The sequence below is a fragment of the Mesorhizobium loti genome (assembly GCF_003148495.1).
GTDB lineage: Bacteria > Pseudomonadota > Alphaproteobacteria > Rhizobiales > Rhizobiaceae > Mesorhizobium > Mesorhizobium loti.
In genome coordinates, this window is sequence record NZ_QGGH01000003.1 from 617,651 (window position 1) to 635,553 (window position 17,903).

Annotated in this window: 14 protein-coding genes; 11 read left to right on the forward strand and 3 right to left on the reverse strand. The window is 63.0% G+C overall.

The window, feature by feature from the left end; genetic code table 11:
* The first annotated feature begins 3 nt into the window (after nucleotides 1-3).
* The 7 genes from C8D77_RS16595 (at nucleotide 4) to phoB (ending at nucleotide 10,288) form a co-directional block, all read left to right on the forward strand.
* Nucleotides 4-4,569 carry a PAS domain-containing protein gene (locus C8D77_RS16595; protein WP_245951799.1) on the forward strand — a complete coding sequence of 1,522 codons (4,566 nt, stop codon included), beginning with the start codon at nucleotides 4-6 and terminating at the stop codon, nucleotides 4,567-4,569.
* Between the two features lie 513 nt (nucleotides 4,570-5,082).
* Nucleotides 5,083-6,138 carry a phosphate ABC transporter substrate-binding protein PstS gene (pstS, locus tag C8D77_RS16600; RefSeq protein WP_109665098.1) on the forward strand — a complete coding sequence of 352 codons (1,056 nt, stop codon included), beginning with the start codon at nucleotides 5,083-5,085 and terminating at the stop codon, nucleotides 6,136-6,138.
* 69 nt (nucleotides 6,139-6,207) lie between these two features.
* A complete protein-coding gene (gene pstC, locus C8D77_RS16605; RefSeq protein ID WP_109665101.1) occupies nucleotides 6,208-7,191 on the forward strand; it encodes a phosphate ABC transporter permease subunit PstC in 984 nt (327 codons plus the stop codon).
* 3 nt (nucleotides 7,192-7,194) lie between these two features.
* A complete protein-coding gene (gene pstA, locus C8D77_RS16610) occupies nucleotides 7,195-8,046 on the forward strand; it encodes a phosphate ABC transporter permease PstA (protein ID WP_109665104.1) in 852 nt (283 codons plus the stop codon).
* Entirely contained in the window at nucleotides 8,043-8,846 is an 804-nt protein-coding gene (gene pstB, locus C8D77_RS16615) for a phosphate ABC transporter ATP-binding protein PstB (protein WP_109665107.1), read from the forward strand. Before pstA ends, pstB begins: the two co-directional genes overlap by 4 nt.
* 25 nt (nucleotides 8,847-8,871) lie before the next feature.
* Nucleotides 8,872-9,579 carry a phosphate signaling complex protein PhoU gene (phoU, locus tag C8D77_RS16620; protein WP_109665110.1) on the forward strand — a complete coding sequence of 236 codons (708 nt, stop codon included), beginning with the start codon at nucleotides 8,872-8,874 and terminating at the stop codon, nucleotides 9,577-9,579.
* Between the two features lie 19 nt (nucleotides 9,580-9,598).
* Nucleotides 9,599-10,288 carry a phosphate regulon transcriptional regulator PhoB gene (gene phoB / locus C8D77_RS16625; RefSeq protein ID WP_010911896.1) on the forward strand — a complete coding sequence of 230 codons (690 nt, stop codon included), beginning with the start codon at nucleotides 9,599-9,601 and terminating at the stop codon, nucleotides 10,286-10,288.
* 16 nt (nucleotides 10,289-10,304) lie between these two features.
* Here phoB and C8D77_RS16630 read toward each other — a convergent pair whose 3' ends face one another.
* Nucleotides 10,305-11,552 carry an ROK family protein gene (locus C8D77_RS16630; protein WP_109665113.1) on the reverse strand — a complete coding sequence of 416 codons (1,248 nt, stop codon included), beginning with the start codon at nucleotides 11,550-11,552 and terminating at the stop codon, nucleotides 10,305-10,307.
* Nucleotides 11,553-11,822: 270 nt separating this feature from the next.
* On the opposite strand from C8D77_RS16630, the gene xylF reads away from it, so the two are divergent.
* From xylF to C8D77_RS16650, 4 genes are all read left to right on the forward strand, one after another.
* A complete protein-coding gene (xylF, locus tag C8D77_RS16635; RefSeq protein ID WP_109665116.1) occupies nucleotides 11,823-12,863 on the forward strand; it encodes a D-xylose ABC transporter substrate-binding protein in 1,041 nt (346 codons plus the stop codon).
* 245 nt (nucleotides 12,864-13,108) lie between these two features.
* Nucleotides 13,109-14,461, forward strand: coding sequence for a sugar ABC transporter permease (locus tag C8D77_RS16640; protein ID WP_109665119.1), 1,353 nt, complete (start codon nucleotides 13,109-13,111; stop codon nucleotides 14,459-14,461).
* Between the two features lie 11 nt (nucleotides 14,462-14,472).
* Complete coding sequence (locus C8D77_RS16645) at nucleotides 14,473-15,273, forward strand: ATP-binding cassette domain-containing protein (protein WP_109665486.1); 801 nt, start codon at nucleotides 14,473-14,475, stop codon at nucleotides 15,271-15,273.
* Between the two features lie 128 nt (nucleotides 15,274-15,401).
* Nucleotides 15,402-17,048: a CHASE domain-containing protein gene (locus C8D77_RS16650; protein ID WP_109665123.1), complete on the forward strand. Its 1,647-nt coding sequence runs from the start codon at nucleotides 15,402-15,404 to the stop codon at nucleotides 17,046-17,048.
* A gap of 93 nt (nucleotides 17,049-17,141) precedes the next feature.
* On the opposite strand, the gene C8D77_RS16655 is transcribed toward C8D77_RS16650, so the two are convergent.
* Together C8D77_RS16655 and C8D77_RS16660 are read right to left on the reverse strand one after the other, a co-directional pair.
* Complete coding sequence (locus C8D77_RS16655; protein WP_109665127.1) at nucleotides 17,142-17,387, reverse strand: YMGG-like glycine zipper-containing protein; 246 nt, start codon at nucleotides 17,385-17,387, stop codon at nucleotides 17,142-17,144.
* 84 nt (nucleotides 17,388-17,471) lie between these two features.
* Entirely contained in the window at nucleotides 17,472-17,798 is a 327-nt protein-coding gene (locus C8D77_RS16660) for a hypothetical protein (protein WP_109665132.1), read from the reverse strand.
* Nucleotides 17,799-17,903: the final 105 nt, after the last annotated feature.

Below are 17,903 nucleotides of genomic sequence, written 5' to 3' on the forward strand. Positions count from 1 at the left end.
GGCATGGCGGAAGCGGATGAAACAGTTGGCGCGCGCGGCAAGCGCGGGCCTCGCAAACCCACAGCGCATGGCGATGATGCGTCGTCGTCCGCCGCTTGCATGGATTCGAACGATGCGCTTCGCCAACTCGTCGAAGCCGGTTCGGACTGGGTCTGGGAGACCGACGCCGAGCTGCGCTTCTCCTGGCTTTCGCAAAACTATCAGGCAGCCACCGGCATCGATCCGGCAAACGTGCTTGGCCGGTTCCGCTTCGATTTCCTCAACCAGGTCCTGAACGGCGACCGCAGTGGCGCCGCGCATCTGGAGGATCTGCAGGCGCACCGGCCTTTTCGCGACTTCGTCTATGAGCTCAAGGGTGGCCGCGCCGATTGCCGCTGGGTTTTGACATCAGGCTTTCCAAGGTTCGACGGCGAGGGAAGATTTGCCGGCTATCGCGGCATCGGCCGCAACGTTACGGCACTGGCCAGCGCCTTCAAAAGTCCGGGGCAGGGACCGTCGACGGTCGGCGAACCCGACCGGCATCTGGTCGATCTCGAGCGGACGATGGACGCCATGCACATGGGCGTCGTGCTCCTCGACGCCAGGCTCGACACGCTGATCGTCAACAAGGCCTATCGCGACCTCTCCAGGATCCCGGACGGCGCTGTCACCGTCGGCGCTCCGTTCAGCCTGTTGATGGAACTTAACCGCCGTAACGGCATCTATGGCGACATCGACGAACAGCAATGGCAGCGCTACCTCGCCACCCGCATCGAGGAGATTCGCGCCGGCTCCGTCGCGCCACGCGAGTTTCCCCATGCCGACGGCCGGACGATGATGTTCTCGGTGACGGCGCTGTCCGGCGGCAAGCGGTTGTTGACCTATTATGAGGTCACCGAGATCAAGAACCGCGATGCCGAGATCGAGAGCGCCAACGCCAAGATCGCCGAGACCTTCGCCAATCTCCACACCATGGTCGACCAGATGCCGATCGGTGTCCTCGTCCTCGATGCCGATATGCGCGCCGAAGTCATCAACCGTGCCTTTTACGATTTCTGGCAGATCGATGCCCGGCGCGCCGAGATCGGCTGCAGCTTCCGCGATCTTATGGGCGCCAGCCGTGATGTCGATCCATATGGCACCGACGACGCGACATGGCAGCAGCACATGGCCGAGCGCGAAGCGGAAATCAGGGCCGGGACCGCTGGATCGCGGCAGTTCCCGCGCAATGACGGCCGCACGCTGATATCGTCGACGGCACCGTTGGCCGGCGGCAAGCGTCTGATCTCCTATGTCGACGTCACCGACATGAAAGACCGCGAGGCCGAACTTGCCGAGGCGCTGGAGAAAGCGCGACTGGCGGAAGCGGTGATCAATGCCGTCAAGGATCCGATCTTCGTCAAGGACGACCATCTGCGCTTCGTCTTCGTCAACGAGGCGTTCGCCGCTCTGTTTGGCCAGACGCCGCAAGCCATGCTCGGCAAGCCTGGAGGCGATTTCCTCACAACGAACGACGCCGCGCTTTTCGAACAGAGCGAACGGGACGTGCTTGCCACGGGACGCGCCTACGAAGTGGAAGAGAACTTCGAGGCCGATGGCGCCAGCCGCTCGCGCATCGTCAGGAAGAGCCGCGTCGGCATGGCCAGTGGCCGCAACTACGTTGCCGGCTTCCTGTTCGACATTTCCGACATGAAGCGCCGCGAGACCGAAGCTGAAGATGCGCGCAAGCATCTCGCCAGCGTGCTGGAATCCTTGCCGGCCGCCGTCATCATCTACGACCGCGACGATAAGTTCGTCTTCGCCAACCGCAAGCTGCAGGACACGCTGCCGGCGCTAAAGCCGTTCTGGCAGCCCGGCCGCACCTTCCGCGAAGCATTGGAGTTCGGCCATTCGGTCGGCTATTTCCGCTCGTGTGGCGATACCGAGCTCGACAAGCTTTACGAGGTCGATACCGAACGTTGGTCGGACGGCGTGCTGGCGCGCTACCGTCTGCCAAATTCGTCCTACGAGCGCCTCAATGCCGATGGGCGCTGGTACCAGGTCTACGACATGCGCACCGATGACGGCACGTTCATCGGCGTGCGCGTCGACATCACGGATTTAAAGAGCCGCGAGGCGGCGTTGCGCGACTCGATGCGCCAGATCGACCTGTTCCGCCACGTGCTGGACGAACTGCCGGTGGCCGCCTTCATCAAGGCGCAGGACCTGAGCATCGAATTCGTCAACAAGGCCTGGTGCGCGATCACAGGCTTGACCAAGGAGGATGTCATCGGCCGCACCGACCGCCAGCTGTTCGGTGCCCAGGACGCCGACAGCTACAGCCATGACGACACGCAAGTCGCCGTGACCGGTGCCGTCAGGGAGGTCGAGGAACCCGTCACCCATCGCGACGGCACGGTTAGGCAATTGATGACGCGCAAGAGCCGCCTGGTGGCGCTGGACGGATCGGTGCATCTGGTCGGCTCCAGCACCGACATCACCGACGTCAAGGCGCGCGAGCGCGCGCTGGAAGAAAGCATGCGCGAGAACGAGGTGTTCCGCAGCCTGATCGACAATGTGCCGGTGTCGATCTACGCCAAGCGTTCCGACCTCAGGCAGTTCTACGTCAACAAGGGCTGGTGCGATCTCACTGGCTTCAGCAAGGAAGAGGCTACCGGCAAGACCGACATCGAGATCTTCGGGCCGGATGGCCAGGCCTTCGTCGACAGCGACCTTGCGGTGCTGCGCACTGGTGAAACGCAAGAGGTCGAAGAGACCGTGACGGCGGTCAACGGCAGCGTCAGGCATCAGTTTGCCCGCAAGGGGGCGATGATCGCCTCCGATGGGTCGCTCTACCTGATCGGCTCGACCACCGACATCACCGAGTTGAAGACGCGCGAGGCCGAACTGCGCGAGGCCCGGCAGCGCGCCGTGCTCGCCGACCGCGCCAAGTCGGAATTCCTCGCCAATATGAGCCACGAGATCCGCACCCCGATGAACGGCGTGCTCGGCATGGCCGAACTCCTGGCCAAATCGGACCTCGACCCGAAGCAGAAGACGTTTACCGACATCATCGTGAAATCGGGCAACGCGCTGCTCACCATCATCAACGACATCCTGGACTTCTCCAAGATCGATGCCGGTCAGCTGGTGCTCGATCCGGCGCCCTTCAATCTTGCCGAGGCGATCGAGGACGTGGCGACGCTGGTGTCGACACGCGCCAAGGAGAAGGACCTCGAGCTGATCGTGCGCATCGAGCCTCGTCTCGAAAGCCTGTTCGTCGGCGATGTCGGCCGCATCAGGCAGATCGTCACCAACCTGCTCGGCAACGCGGTGAAATTCACCGATGAAGGCCATGTGCTGGTCGACGTCACCGGCGACCGGGTTCCGACCGGAACGAAGCTCACCATCTCGGTCACCGATACCGGCATCGGTATCCCCGAGGAAAAGTTGAAACTGGTGTTCGAGAAGTTCAGCCAGGTCGACACCTCGTCGACGAGGCGCCACGAGGGAACCGGCCTCGGTCTCGCCATCACCTCGCGGCTCGTCGAGCTGATGGGCGGCGACATCGGTGTCGAGAGCGCCGAAGGCAAGGGTTCGACCTTCTGGTTCACGGTGACGCTGCCGAGGGCCGGACAGCAGAACGGGCAGCGTATAACGCCGATCGACGTGACCGGCGCGCGTGTGCTGATCGTCGACGACAATGCCGTCAACAGGGCCATCCTGACGGAGCAGATGACATCGTGGACGTTCGATTCCTGCGCGGCCGAAAGCGGCGCCGAGGGCCTCAAGGTGCTGATCGCCGCCGCCGCCTATGGCGTGCCGGTCGATTGCGTCGTGCTCGACTACCAGATGCCTGAGATGAGCGGCGCCGAAATGGCGCGGATCGTGCGCAACACTGCCGGCCTTGCCGGCACGCCGATCATCATGCTGACCTCGGTCGACCAGTCGCTCGCCAACACCAGCTATCGCGATCTTGGCATCGATGCCCAGCTGATCAAGCCCGCGCGCTCTTCGGTGCTGCTGGAAACGCTGGTCGCCACCATCCAGCGGCATCGCCACAACACGAGCGGCAGCGACGCGCTGCCGCTCGCAGCGGACGTCGCTGCGAGCAATGTGGTGCGGCCACAGCCCTCGGCGCCGTCTGAACAGCGGGCGCTGCTGCAGCCGCCTTTGATTCGCCCCCGGCCACCCGTGGCGGGTGGCGGCGACAGGTTGGACATCCTGGTGGCCGAGGACAATGAGGTGAACCAGATGGTGTTCACCCAGATTCTCGGTGAGACCGGTTATGGTTTCGAGATCGTCGGCAATGGCCGCAAGGCGCTCGACGCCTTCGGCCGGCTCAATCCGTGCATGATCCTGATGGATGTCTCGATGCCGGAGATGAACGGGCTCGAGGCAACCGCCGCCATTCGCCGGCTGGAGGAAGAAACCGGCGCGCATGTGCCGATCGTCGGCGTCACCGCGCATGCGCTGAAGGGCGATCGCGAGCGCTGCCTGGAGGCCGGCATGGACGACTATCTGCCCAAGCCGATCAGTCCCCGAGCCCTGCTCGAGAAGGTCGAGCGCTGGGTCGGCGCCAGCCGCCAGGCTCAGCGCAACGCCGGGTAAGGGGCTCTCGTCGCACCTGTTGGCGAGAAACTATGCGGAGATTCGCGACGCGTCCCGTGCGCAGCACCATGGTGCGATCGCACCATATCAAAACTGTGCCTAATCGAGACAATAACCATATTCGAATTCCGCTCTTCCCAGTTACGGGCGGGAGCAGCGACCGCCGGCATGAGACAGCGTCAACCTACCCCAACGGACCTGTTTTCGGCGATGGCCCGGCCACGACACCGTCTGGCCGAGAGCAACGCGCTCCCGTCCGGATTTTCTTTGCCGAGGCGGCAGTCCCGAAACTGCGGGCCGGTCTCGGCCTGAAACGGCGCAAGTGCCTGATTCCGGGAGCAAAGCCGGGCTCAATCGGGAGTGCCGGCTGGCCGGCGTTTTCCTCACCCCAATGACGCGTTACCGGGGTGACATCAAACTGTCATGCGACTGTAATAATCGAAGGCTATTGGCCTCAGCGGGCGCCGAGAGGAATGGCGCCGAGAGACCATCTTCCGAACAGGAGCAGGCCACATGAGACATTTCATCCGCTCGGCGGCCGTTGCGATCGCAATGGCTACGGCGTCTACTTTCACCCTTTCCGCGGCAATGGCAGCTGATCTTTCCGGCGCCGGCTCGACCTTCATTTATCCGGTGTTCGCCAAGTGGGCCGACACCTACAAGAAAGACACCGGCATCGGCCTCAACTACCAGTCGATCGGTTCAGGCGGCGGCATCAAGCAGGTCATCGCCAAGACCGTGACCTTCGGCGCCACCGACAAGCCGATGTCCGACGCCGACCTGGAAAAGAACGGCCTCGTGCAGTTTCCAATGGTGATGGGCGGCATCGTGCCGATCGTCAACCTGACCGGCGTCAAGCCGGGCGAACTCGTCCTTGACGGCAAGACGATCGCTCAGATCTACCTCGGCGCCATCACCACCTGGGACGACGCCGCGATCAAGGCACTGAACCCGACCCTGACCCTGCCATCGACGGCGATCGCCGTTGTCCATCGCTCGGACGGCTCGGGCACGACCTTCAACTTCACCAACTACCTGGTCAAGCTGTCGCCCGACTGGAAGGACAAGATCGGTTCGGACACGGCGGTCGAATGGCCGACCGGCGTCGGCGCCAAGGGCAGTGAAGGCGTTGCCAACACCGTCAAGCAGACCGACGGCGGCATCGGCTACGTCGAGTATGCCTATGCCAAGCAAAACAACCTGTCCTACTCCAAGTTGGTGAATGCCGCCGGCAAGGTCGTCGAGCCGTCGCTCGAATCCTTCGGCGCGGCTGCTTCGAATGCCGACTTCAAGGGCGCGAAAAACTTCAACGTCATCATCACCAACGAGCCCGGCGACACCACCTGGCCGATCGCTGCCTCGACCTGGGTGCTGATCCACAAGGTTCCGGACGATGCTGCCGCAACCGGTGAAGCGCTGAAATTCTTTGCCTGGGCCTACAAGGACGGCAAGGAAACCGCCAAGGCGCTCGACTATGTCTCGATCCCCGATAGCGTCGTCGACCTGATCAAGACCTCCTGGAAGGCTGACATCCAAGCCGACGGCAAGCCCGTCTACGCTGGCGAATAACATCCTCCAAAGGAGCGCCGCGCCGCGGCGCTCCTTATTCGTCCCTCAACACAAAGAGCCGAGCTTCACATGAGCGCTGTCCAGGAAGCCTTGCCAGCCATTCGAGGTTCGCGCGACGCGATTGTCAGACGGTTCGCGCTGACGGACTCGATTTTCCACGGGATGACCCGGGCCGCTGCCATATTGGTGCTGGTCCTGCTCGGCGGCGTTGCGATCTCGCTGTTTGCCGGGTCCTGGCAAGCCCTGTCGACCTTCGGCTTCTCCTTCCTGACCAGCGAAAGCTGGAACCCGGTGACGGAGAAATTCGGTGCGCTGGCGCCGATCTACGGCACCATCATCACGTCCGCCATCGCCATCCTGATTGCCGTGCCGCTCGGCATCGGCATCGCCATCTTTCTCACCGAGCTTTGCCCGCGCCCGCTGCGGCGGCCGATCGGCATGGCGGTCGAGCTGCTCGCCGGCATCCCCTCGATCATCTACGGCATCTGGGGCCTGTTCGTGCTGGCGCCGTTCCTGCAGACGACCGTGCAGCCCTTCATCATCGGCGTGTTCCACGGCATTCCCGGCCTTAACAGCCTGTTTGCCGGTCCGCCCTACGGTATCGGCCTGCTGACCTCGTCGCTGATCCTGGCCATCATGGTGCTGCCCTTCATCACCTCGATCACCAAGGACGTCTTCGACACAGTGCCGCCGGTGCTGAAGGAGTCGGCCTACGGTATCGGCTGCACGACCTGGGAAGTGACCCGCCGCGTGGTTATCCCCTACACCAGGATCGGCATCATGGGCGGCGTCATGCTCGGCCTTGGCCGCGCGCTCGGCGAAACCATGGCGGTGACCTTCGTCATCGGCAACGCGCACCGCATCTCGACGTCGCTGTTCGCGCCGGCGACGACGATCTCGGCGACCATCGCCAATGAATTCACCGAAGCCGTCGGCGATCTCTACACTTCTTCGCTGGTGGCGCTCGGCCTGATCCTGTTCGTCATCACCTTCCTGATCCTTGCCATCGCCCGCTACATGCTGATGCGCATCGACGCCCGCACCGGAGCCTGACCGATGTCGACAGCCACATCGCTTCACCAGAGCCGCAAGAGGAAGAATGCCGTGATGATGACGCTGTGCGTCACCGCGGCGGGCATCGGCCTAGCCTGGCTGGCGCTCATCCTCGGCGCGCTGGTCTACAAGGGCGGCGCCGGCTTGTCCTTTGACGTCTTCACGCAGATGACGCCGCCGCCCGGCGACGCCGGCGGCCTGCTCAACGCCATCTATGGCAGCGTGGTGATGACCGTCATCGCCGTCATCGTCGGCACACCGATCGGCGTGCTGGCCGGAACCTACATGGCCGAGTACGGTCGCTTTTCCAAGCTGACCACCGTGGTGCGGTTCATCAACGACATCCTGTTATCGGCGCCGTCGATCATCATCGGCCTGTTCGTCTACGAACTGATGGTGCGGCCGATGGGGCATTTCTCGGCGATCGCCGGTGCTGTCGCGCTCGCCATCCTCGTCATCCCGGTTGTCGTGCGCACCACCGAAGACATGCTCAATTTGGTGCCGAACGCCTTGCGCGAAGCCGGCACCGCGATCGGCGCGCCGCGCTGGGTGGTCATCAAGTCGGTCGCCTACCGCGCCGCGCTTTCCGGCATCGTCACCGGCATATTGCTGTCGATCGCCCGTATCTCCGGCGAGACGGCGCCACTGCTCTTCACGGCGCTCAACAACCAGTTCTGGTCGAGCAATCTCAACGCGCCGATGGCCAGCCTGCCTGTCACCATCTTCCAGTTCGCTCTCAGCCCTTACGAGGAATGGCAGCAACTGGCCTGGACCGGTGCACTCATCATCACATTGACGGTTCTCGCGCTCAGCATCGTTGCTCGCAGCCTGACCGGACGCAGAGAGGACAAATGAGCCAGATGTTGTCTCCAGACATGACGATCGCCGCCGAGGCCACCGCCAAGGCCAAGATCGAGGTCAAGAACCTCAACTTCTACTACGGCCAGAGCAAGGCGCTGAAGGACATCACGCTGTCCTTGCCCGAGCGCAGCGTCACCGCCTTCATCGGGCCTTCGGGCTGCGGGAAGTCGACGCTGCTGCGCGTCTTCAACCGCATCTACGAACTCTATCCCAAGCAGACCGCCGAAGGTCAGGTGCTGCTCGACGGCCAGAACGTTCTCGACCGCTCGCAGGATCTCAACCTGCTGCGGACCAAGATCGGCATGGTGTTCCAGAAGCCGACGCCATTTCCGATGTCGATCTACGAAAACATCGCTTTCGGCGTCAGGCTCTATGAGAAGCTCAGCAAGTCCGAGATGGACGGCCGCGTCGAGCAGGCGCTGAAGCGCGCAGCACTCTGGAACGAGGTCAAGGACAAGCTCAACGCCAGCGGCCTCAGCCTCTCCGGTGGTCAGCAGCAGCGGCTCTGCATCGCCCGCACCGTGGCGGTGAAGCCGGAAGTCATCCTGCTCGATGAGCCGGCCTCGGCGCTTGACCCGCTGTCGACCGCCAAGATCGAGGAGCTGATCGACGAGTTGCAAGCCGACTACACGATCGTCATCGTCACCCACAACATGCAGCAGGCGGCGCGCGTGTCGAAGCAGACGGCCTTCATGTATCTGGGCGAACTGGTCGAGTTCGACCGCACCGAGAAGATCTTCACGTCGCCCCGCGAGAAGCGCACGCAGGACTACATCACCGGCCGCTTCGGCTGAGTTCAGGCATACGAGGGACAAGATCATGGGCGAACACACAGTCGCTTCTTTCGACGAGGATCTCGGACAAATCAGCAGGCTCATCAGCGATATGGGCGATCTCGCCGGCTCGATGGTCGGTGGTGCCACCAAGGCGCTTTTGAATTCCGATAACGCCCTCGCACAGCGCGTCGTCTCCGACGATGCGATCATGGACGCGCGCCAGCGCGAGCTCGACGACCGCGCCATCACGTTGATCGCCAAGCGGCAGCCGATGGCCGACGATCTACGCCATGTCGTCGGTTCGATCCGCATGGCCGGCGATCTCGAACGCATCGGCGACCTTGCCAAGAACATCGCCAAGCGCGTCGGCACCGTCGGCCTCAGCGTCACACCGCGTGACCTGTCGCATTCCATCGACGCAATGGCTCAGCTGGTGCTGATCCAGGTGCAGGGCGTGATCGAGGAGTATGCGGCGCGCGACGCCGCGGCCCTGGCGAAACTGCGCGCCGCCGACGAGCGCATCGACGTCAAATACACCTCGGTGTTCCGCGAACTGCTGACCTACATGATGGAAGACCCGCGCAACATCACTGCCTGCACGCATCTGTTGTTCTGCGCCAAGAACCTCGAGCGCATCGGCGACCATGTGACCAACATCGCTGAAAATGCCTATTATGTTTTGACCGGCACGCAGTTGCCCGCCAATCGCCCGAAGCAGGACGAGACGGCAATGTCCGCGCCGGCGGCATGACGACAGGGGTGACCAGTCGATGATCGCGCCACGCATCATGGTGGTGGAGGATGAGGAGCCGCTAGGCGTGCTGCTCCGCTACAATCTGGAATCCGAGGGTTACCAAGTCGAGGTGGTGACGCGCGGCGACGAGGCCGAGATCCGGCTGCAGGAGAACGTTCCCGACCTTCTGGTGCTCGACTGGATGGTGCCTGCGGTTTCGGGTATCGAACTCTGTCGTCGGCTAAGAATGCGTCCCGAGACCGAGCGGCTGCCAATCATCATGCTGACCGCGCGCGGCGAGGAAAGCGACCGCGTGCGTGGCCTGTCGACCGGCGCCGACGACTATCTGGTCAAGCCGTTCTCGACGCCGGAATTCATGGCCAGGGTCAAGGCGCTGCTGCGCCGTGCCAAGCCGGAAGTGCTGTCCAGCGTGCTCAAGGTCGGCGACATCGTGCTCGATCGTGAGTCGCACCGGGTCTATCGTAAGAAGAGCGAGATCCGGCTCGGACCGACAGAATTCCGCCTGCTAGAGTTCATGATGCGTCATCCCGGCCGTGTGTTCTCGCGCAGCCAGCTGCTCGACAATGTCTGGGGCGAGACAATCTATATCGACGAGCGCACGGTGGACGTTCATGTCGGCCGGCTGCGCAAGGCGGTCAACAACGGCCGCATGCCCGATGTCATCCGCACGATCCGAGGCGCGGGCTACGCGATCAGGGAAGACTGAGCTCCCTCGTTTGAACTCACGCCACGTTCTTGCCGACGAGGCCAGCTCTCGCCTGCACGCCCGGTGCGAAAATCTCCTGGTCGACGAAGGTCAGTGCGCGCATGGCGCAGCCTTCGCGGATCAGCGGCAGTTCGTTCGGCTCGGTGTCGAAGGAAATCGATTTCGAGTGCTGGCCGCCGGCGGTCTGGGCAATCGCCTCGCGCAATGCCGGCTCGATCAGGTCGAAGGCAGCGGCGCTGACGCCGACCATGGCGACGGGCGCCGGATCGATCAGTGCGAACAGGCTGCCGAGACCGTAGCCGAGCGCTTCGCCGGCCTTGCGATAGGCCTCGCGCTCGGGGCCATCCCTTTCGCGGGCCGCGGTCGCCAGCGCGCGCATGTCGGCGTCGCTGACATCGGCGACGGGTTCTGCGTCCTCGCCCAGCTGCCTGGCGTTGCGCCAGATGGCGTAGTTGCCGGCATAGGCCTCGACGCAGCCGCGCCGCCCGCAGCGGCAGAGCGCACCTTTCGGCTGATGGATCATGTGGCCGAACTCGCCGCCCGAGGAATGGGTGCCGGTGAACAGCTCGCCCTTCAGCACCAGGCCCATGCCGATGCCATGCGACAAAAGGATGGCGATGAAATCGTCGCGGTAGCGATCAGGATCGCGCCAGCGTAGCGCTATCGCCATCATGTTGCAGTCATTCTCCATGGTGGCGGGGATGCCGAACTCGTCCTCGAGTATGTCGGCGAAGGCGATGTCGGTGTGCGGCGTGATCGGCGACCACAGCATGGCGCGGGAGCGGGTGTCGGTGATGCCCTGGATTGCCAGCGCGATGCGGGCGATGCTGCGGACGTCGAGATCAGGGTCCTCGAGACGGCGCCGCACGATTGCCGTGCATTCGCCGATCAGCGCGTCCCGCGACATGGTCAGCGTGTCCAGCCGGCGCTGTTCCTCTGATATCACCTGGCCGGCATAGTCGATGACGGCGACGGAGAGAAAATTCAGCGACAGCACCACGGTCATCACCGCCGCCGCTTCCGGATTGAGGCTGAGGCCAACCTGCGGCCGGCCGCGTTTGAGCGAGCCGGCCTCGCTTGGTTTGCTTTCGGTCAGGATGCCTTCGCCGATCAGGTCGGAAGAGATAGCCGATATGGTTGAGTGGCTAAGGCCGGTTGTCGCTGCGATCTCGGTGCGGGACGGCTGTCCGGCGCGGCGCACGGCCGCAATCACCATCGCCCGGTTGCGCCGGCGCAAATCGTCGTGGCGGATTCCGACCGACATGTTTCTTCAAGTCCTCCCGGTCGCCGCGGTTCTCCGTGCCCCTCGAACGCTGTCGGCAACGCAGTCAAATACTGGCAGAAGCCGCCCACTCTGTCATTTATTTATTCCGGGGCTCGAAAAAAATTCGCGAGCACATCAAAATCCATCAGAATCGATGTTGACAGCGTTCGGGTGTTGGACCAGTATTTTTTCGAGGCTCGAAAAAATAGGGCCTCTGTGCCGGCCTTCGGGTCAGTTTGGTCGCGCCATACGCGGCGCAGGGAGGATATTATGAAAAGATTCACAGCCGCCATCCTGGCGGGTGTCGCCATGTCGCTGACGCTCGCGTCGGTCGCGCAGGCGAAGGACAAGGTCATCGGCGTTTCGTGGTCCAACTTCCAGGAAGAGCGCTGGAAGACCGACGAGGCCGCCATGAAGACGGCGATCGAGGCTGCCGGCGACAAGTACATCTCCGCCGATGCGCAGTCCAATCCCGGCAAGCAGCTTACCGATGTCGAAAGCCTGATCTCGCAGGGCGCCAATTCGCTGATCATCCTGGCGCAGGATGCCTCGGCCATCGGCCCAGCGGTGCAGAAGGCGCTGGACGAAGGCATTCCGGTCGTCGGCTATGACCGTCTGATCGAGAACAAGGACGTCTTCTACCTGACCTTCGACAACAAGGAAGTCGGCCGCATGCAGGCCCGCGAAGTGTTCAAGGTCAAGCCGGAAGGCAACTATGTCTTCATCAAGGGTTCGGGTGCCGATCCGAATGCCGACTTCCTGTTCTCGGGCTCGATGGAAGTGCTCAAGGAAGCCATCGACAGCGGCAAGATCAAGAATGTCGGCGAGGCCTATACGGACGGCTGGCTGCCCGCCAACGCCCAGAAGAACATGGAACAGTTCCTCACCGCCAACGACAACAAGGTCGACGCCGTGGTCGCGGCCAATGACGGCACCGCCGGCGGCGTCGTCGCGGCACTGACGGCGCAGGGCCTTGCCGGCACCGTGCCGGTCTCGGGTCAGGACGGCGACCACGCCGCGCTGAACCGCATCGCACTCGGCACGCAGACCGTGTCGGTGTGGAAGGACGCGCGCGAACTCGGCAAGAACGCCGCCGAGATCGCCTCGCAGCTCGCCGACGGCAAGAAGACGAGCGACATTGCCGGCGCCAAGGACTTCACGACACCGGGCGGCAACACCGTCAAGTCGCTGTTCCTGACCCCGGTTGCCATCACCAAGGACAATCTCAACGTCGTCATCGACGCCGGCTGGATCAAGAAGGACGAAGTCTGCGCGGGCGTCGCCGCCGGCACCGTCGCGGCCTGTAACTGATCTGGATCACGTCGAAATATCTGAACGCCGCGGCCCAAAAGCCGCGGCGTTTTCTCAAAAAATTTGTATTTCCGCATCACGCGGATAGCTTCGGGAGCAATTCCAGGAAAAGTGCGTAGCGGTTTTCCGTCCGGAATTGCGTCAAAACAAAGAGATAGAACGGTTCGGCGTTTCTGGGAATCGGTGAACCGTTCTAGGCTGAGTTCCGGCATCCGCGTCAGACGGCCAGCCGGTGGGAGGAAATCATGACCGACACGACGTCCAACCCGCAGGCCGACACCGCGCGTGCGTCGGAGCTCGGCGTGGTCGCCCGGTTCCTGAAGGCGACCGAGATCGACACCCGCATGCTCGGCATGGTCGGCGCCCTGCTGATCATCTGGATCGGGCTGCATGTCATTTCCAGCCTGCGCCTCGGCGTCAATCCGCTCGATTTCGACAGCCGCACCTTTCTGACGCCGCGCAATCTGTGGAACCTGTCGGTGCAGACATCGGCGGTCGCCATCATGGCCTGCGGCATGGTGCTGGTCATTGTCATGCGCAACATCGACCTGTCCGTCGGTTCCGCCGAGGGCCTGATCGGCATGGTGATGGGATTTGCCCAGGTGCATTTCCTGGTCCGGTTTGTCGGGCTCGAACTCGGCAATCCGTGGATCTGGGTCCTGGCGCTGGTCATCGGCCTGGCGCTCGGCCTGCTGATCGGGGCCTTTCAAGGCTTCGTCATCGCCTATCTCGAAGTGCCGGCGTTCATCGTCACGCTGGGCGGACTGCTGGTCTGGCGCGGTGCTGCCTGGTGGGTCACATCAGGCCAGACGGTGGCACCGCTTGACGCCACCTTCCAGCTCATGGGCGGCGGGCCGTCGGGATCGATCGGCGCGACCTGGAGCTGGGTCGTTGGGATCGTGGCCTGCCTCGCCGTGGTGTTTGCGCTTTTCAACGGGCGGGTGCAGCGCAAGCGTTTCCGGTTTCCGCTGCGTCCGATCTGGGCCGAGACGCTGCTCGGCGTCGTCACCTGCGCCGTCATCATGGGTGCGGTCTGGCTCGCCAACTCCTATCCGTGGCCGATCGGCATCGTGAACCGGTATGCGGCCGCCAACAACATTACCGTGCCCGAAGGCGGCCTGTTCATCGCTCACGGCATCGCCATACCGGTGCTGATGGCGATCGCCGTCGGGCTGGTCATGACCTTCATCACCAACCGCACGCGTTTCGGCCGCTATGTCTTTGCCATCGGCGGCAATCCCGAGGCTGCCAATCTCGCCGGCATCAACACGCGCTGGATCACCATGAAGGTGTTCATGATCATGGGCGTGCTGGCGACGATCGCCGCCGCGATCTCCTCGGCCCGGCAGAATTCGGCGACCAACGTGCTTGGAACGCTAGACGAGCTGCTGGTCATTGCCGCCGCCGTCATTGGCGGCACGTCGCTCGCCGGTGGTTCGGGAACGATCATCGGCGCCATGCTCGGCGCGCTGCTGATGCAGTCGCTGCAGTCCGGCATGGTGCTGCTCGGCGTCGACTCGCCGCTGCAGAGCATTGTCGTCGGCGCCGTGCTGGTCATCGCCGTCTGGCTCGACACCGTCTATCGCAAGCGCGTCTAGGAGGCATGGCCATGACTGACAAGATTGCTCCTGCGGCCACAGCGCTGATCGACATGCGCAACATCTCGATCGCGTTTGGCGGCATCCGCGCCGTCGACGACGCCTCGATCGATCTCTTCCCCGGCGAGGTCGTGGCGCTGCTCGGCCACAACGGCGCCGGCAAGTCGACGCTGATCAAGATCCTGTCCGGCGCCTACAAGCGCGATGCCGGGCAGATCTTCGTCAATGGCGAGGAAGCGTCGATCTCCAACCCGCGCGACGCCAAGAAATACGGCATCGAGACGATTTACCAGACGCTGGCGCTGGCCGACAATGTCGATGCCGCCGCCAATCTGTTCCTCGGCCGCGAGCTGATGACCGCCTGGGGCACGCTCGACGACGTTGCCATGGAGGCGGAGGCGCGCAAGGTGATGGGGAGGCTCAATCCCCGCTTCCAGCGCTTCAAGGAGCCGGTGATCAAACTGTCGGGCGGCCAGCGGCAATCGGTGGCGATCGCGCGCGCCATCCTGTTCAACGCACGCATCCTGATCATGGACGAGCCGACGGCAGCGCTTGGTCCGCAGGAAACGGCGCAGGTCGGCGAACTGGTCAAGCAGCTCAAGTCCGACGGCATCGGCATCTTCCTGATCAGCCACGATATCCACGACGTGTTCGAGCTTGCCGACCGGGTCTGCGTCATGAAGAACGGCCAGGTCGTCGGCACAGCCCGCACCACCGATGTGACCCAGGACGAGGTGCTCGGCATGATCATTCTGGGCAAATGCCCGCCCGGTGCCATTCCCGGACCGGGGGCGCTGAAGATCGCTGCCTGAGGTCAGACCAGGTCGCGGGTTGCCAGACTCGTGATATGCTAGCCGTCAGCATGGCTTGGCCCTGCCATTGTGTTGGCACGGCGACTTGCCCATAAAGGTCCCTATTCGCTCAGGGACCACATCATCCGTTGAAGAAGCTTTTTCCAATCGTCGCGTTCATCGCCGTTGCGCTGATCAGCATGACGATGGCGGGGTTTGCCTATTTCGCGACGCAAGAAGCCGCCCGCATCAAGTTCGAAGCGACGGCCGACGACGCGCTCAACCGAATCGAGAGCCGCATCGACCTGCATTTGTCGCTGTTGCGCTCGACGCAGGCCCTGTTCGACGCCCGCAACGGCGATATTTCCGGCAACGAGTTCAAGGCGTTCTTCAAAGCGCTCGATGCCGACAACAATTTTGCCGGCTTGCGCGGCATCGGCTATGTCAGGTTGGCGAAGGCTGGAGACGAGGCGGCGGTCGAACGCGATATGCTGCGCGACCATGGCGTCAACCATCCAATCTATCCTGACACCACGCAGCCTTGGCGCACCCCCATCGTGCTGTTCGAGCCGCTCGACCCGTCCAACCAGGGCAGCATCGGCTATGACATGTTCAGTGAACCGGTGCGGCGCGCGGCGATCGAAAAGGCGATGTCGGATGACCACCAGCACGCCAGCGGGCTGGTCCAACTGGGCCAGGACACAGGTGCCGCGCAGACGTTCACCGGCTTCCTCGTCTTCGTGCGGCTCAATGTCGAAACCGCACCCGATGTCATCAATGCGTCCAGGTCCTCCACGGCCGGTTTTCTCTATGCGGCTTTTCGGGCTCGCGACCTGTTCCAGACCGCGCTCAGCCGGTCGCCGCTGCTGCCGGTCAACACCGAAATTTACGATGGCGACGGCGCGGTGAACGGCGACAATCTGTTGTTCCGGTCGGAGACGCCACCGGCTTCGACCTTTGGGGACAGGCTGCTGGTCACCCGCAAGATAATGGTGGCCGGCCGGCCATGGACTGTCCTGTTCCGGCCGACGAGCGCCTTCTCGCAGCCGTCGTCGCGCGCCATTCCGGTTATGCTGGGGCTGTTCGGCCTGTTGCTGGCGGGCGCCATCGCGCTGGTGGCGCGGTATCAGGAGCGGGCCTATGAGGCGGCGTCGCGCTTGCACGAAACGACGGAAAAGAGCCTGCTCGAAAAAGACCTGATGCTGCAGGAGATGAAGCATCGCATCAAAAATTCGATCACCAGGGTGCTGGCGATCGCGCGCCAGACGGCATCGCGGGCCACCGACGTCAACGAGTTTTCCGCATCCTTCTCGGCCAGGCTGCAGGCGATGGCGGCATCCCAGGACATGCTGACGCGCTCGCGCTGGCAGAAGGCCGATCTTGGCGATCTCCTGCGCATCGAACTGGGTCAGGTGTTCGGCAAGGATCTGCCCGATGAGCTGTTGTCGGGGCCACAGGTGCTGCTCGACGAAACCACGACGCAAGCGCTCGGCCTCACCTTCCACGAACTGGCGACGAACGCGCTGAAATACGGCGAAGCCGGCAATTCGGCCAATACCCTGAAGGGCGACTGGGCGCTGAAGGTGGACTGGTCGCTCGAAGGGCGCGGGCGCGACAGGACGCTGGCTCTCAACTGGCGCGAAACCGGGCAGAAGAAACTCGAAGCACCCGCCAATACCGGATTCGGCACCAAGCTGATCGATCTCAACGTCACGCGCGAATTGCGCGGCACGATCAAGCGTGATTTCCGGGCCAATGGGCTGAACGTGGAAATCAAAATCCCTCTGGCAAACTGACGGTGATCGTCAGGCGGCCAGGATCAAGCACTAAACAATGAAAATCCGGAGGCCGGCGAACCGGTCTCCGGATCAGGTCTCGGTATCGCCGAACTAGTTGCAGCGCGCGGTGTAGATCCGGCCGCGATGATCGCGATACTGGCAATAGCCATTGCGCAGATTGCGCACCAGCAGGCCGGAACCGGCACCCACGGCCGCGCCGATCAGCGCGCCCTTGCCGCCGCCGACCAAGCCGCCGACACCGGCGCCGATCAAGCCGCCGCCAACCACGTCCTGCTCGGTAGAGGTGCAGCCACTGACCGCGACCACAGCAACCATGGCAATAAGCATCTTCCGCATAGAGTCACTCCTCACTTTGTGTCCTCACTTTAATAAGCTCCAACCGCCATTTAGCATGAAATGGCGCCCGTTGCCCGCTCGAATTTATTGTTGGCTAAGATAGTCTTTTTCGGGGCGCGCCGTGTTTGACGCAACGACGATATTTGAGATCTCCAAGGATGCGTCAAGACTGCCGTCCGGGCCGACCTTCCACACCACCTGATCGTAGTCGTCTTCGAGCGCCGGGTCGACCGTAAGGCATTTGGCGACGATGTGTTCGGCCTGCCCCTGCACGTCGCCCATGGCGAACGGGCGTTCGGCGACACATTGGTCGGCGGTTTCGAAAACACTGACAGGGACTTGAAGCTCACGGCAATCGGCCATCGTGTTCGAGCAGCCGATGACCAGCAGCAATGCGGCGATGTGTTCCATGGCGAAAACGTCCTCTCGCCACAGTAACGGTCCACATTCCGCAAAGTTCCTGCACTGCAAGACCTACCAGCGAATTAACATGGCCAGCGAATTAACATGGATCGA

Bases quoted from the DNA above. Each gene is read 5' to 3' on its own strand.
- pstS (WP_109665098.1), top strand. From the start codon at position 5,083: ATGAGACATTTCATCCGCTCGGCGGCCGTTGCGATCGCAATGGCTACG.
- phoU (WP_109665110.1), top strand. From the start codon at position 8,872: ATGGGCGAACACACAGTCGCTTCTTTCGACGAGGATCTCGGACAAATC.
- C8D77_RS16660 (WP_109665132.1), bottom strand. From the start codon at position 17,798: ATGGAACACATCGCCGCATTGCTGCTGGTCATCGGCTGCTCGAACACG.
- pstA (WP_109665104.1), top strand. From the start codon at position 7,195: ATGTCGACAGCCACATCGCTTCACCAGAGCCGCAAGAGGAAGAATGCC.
- C8D77_RS16630 (WP_109665113.1), bottom strand. From the start codon at position 11,552: ATGTCGGTCGGAATCCGCCACGACGATTTGCGCCGGCGCAACCGGGCG.
- pstB (WP_109665107.1), top strand. From the start codon at position 8,043: ATGAGCCAGATGTTGTCTCCAGACATGACGATCGCCGCCGAGGCCACC.
- phoB (WP_010911896.1), top strand. From the start codon at position 9,599: ATGATCGCGCCACGCATCATGGTGGTGGAGGATGAGGAGCCGCTAGGC.
- xylF (WP_109665116.1), top strand. From the start codon at position 11,823: ATGAAAAGATTCACAGCCGCCATCCTGGCGGGTGTCGCCATGTCGCTG.
- C8D77_RS16655 (WP_109665127.1), bottom strand. From the start codon at position 17,387: ATGCGGAAGATGCTTATTGCCATGGTTGCTGTGGTCGCGGTCAGTGGC.
- C8D77_RS16645 (WP_109665486.1), top strand. From the start codon at position 14,473: ATGACTGACAAGATTGCTCCTGCGGCCACAGCGCTGATCGACATGCGC.
- C8D77_RS16640 (WP_109665119.1), top strand. From the start codon at position 13,109: ATGACCGACACGACGTCCAACCCGCAGGCCGACACCGCGCGTGCGTCG.
- pstC (WP_109665101.1), top strand. From the start codon at position 6,208: ATGAGCGCTGTCCAGGAAGCCTTGCCAGCCATTCGAGGTTCGCGCGAC.
- C8D77_RS16595 (WP_245951799.1), top strand. From the start codon at position 4: ATGGCGGAAGCGGATGAAACAGTTGGCGCGCGCGGCAAGCGCGGGCCT.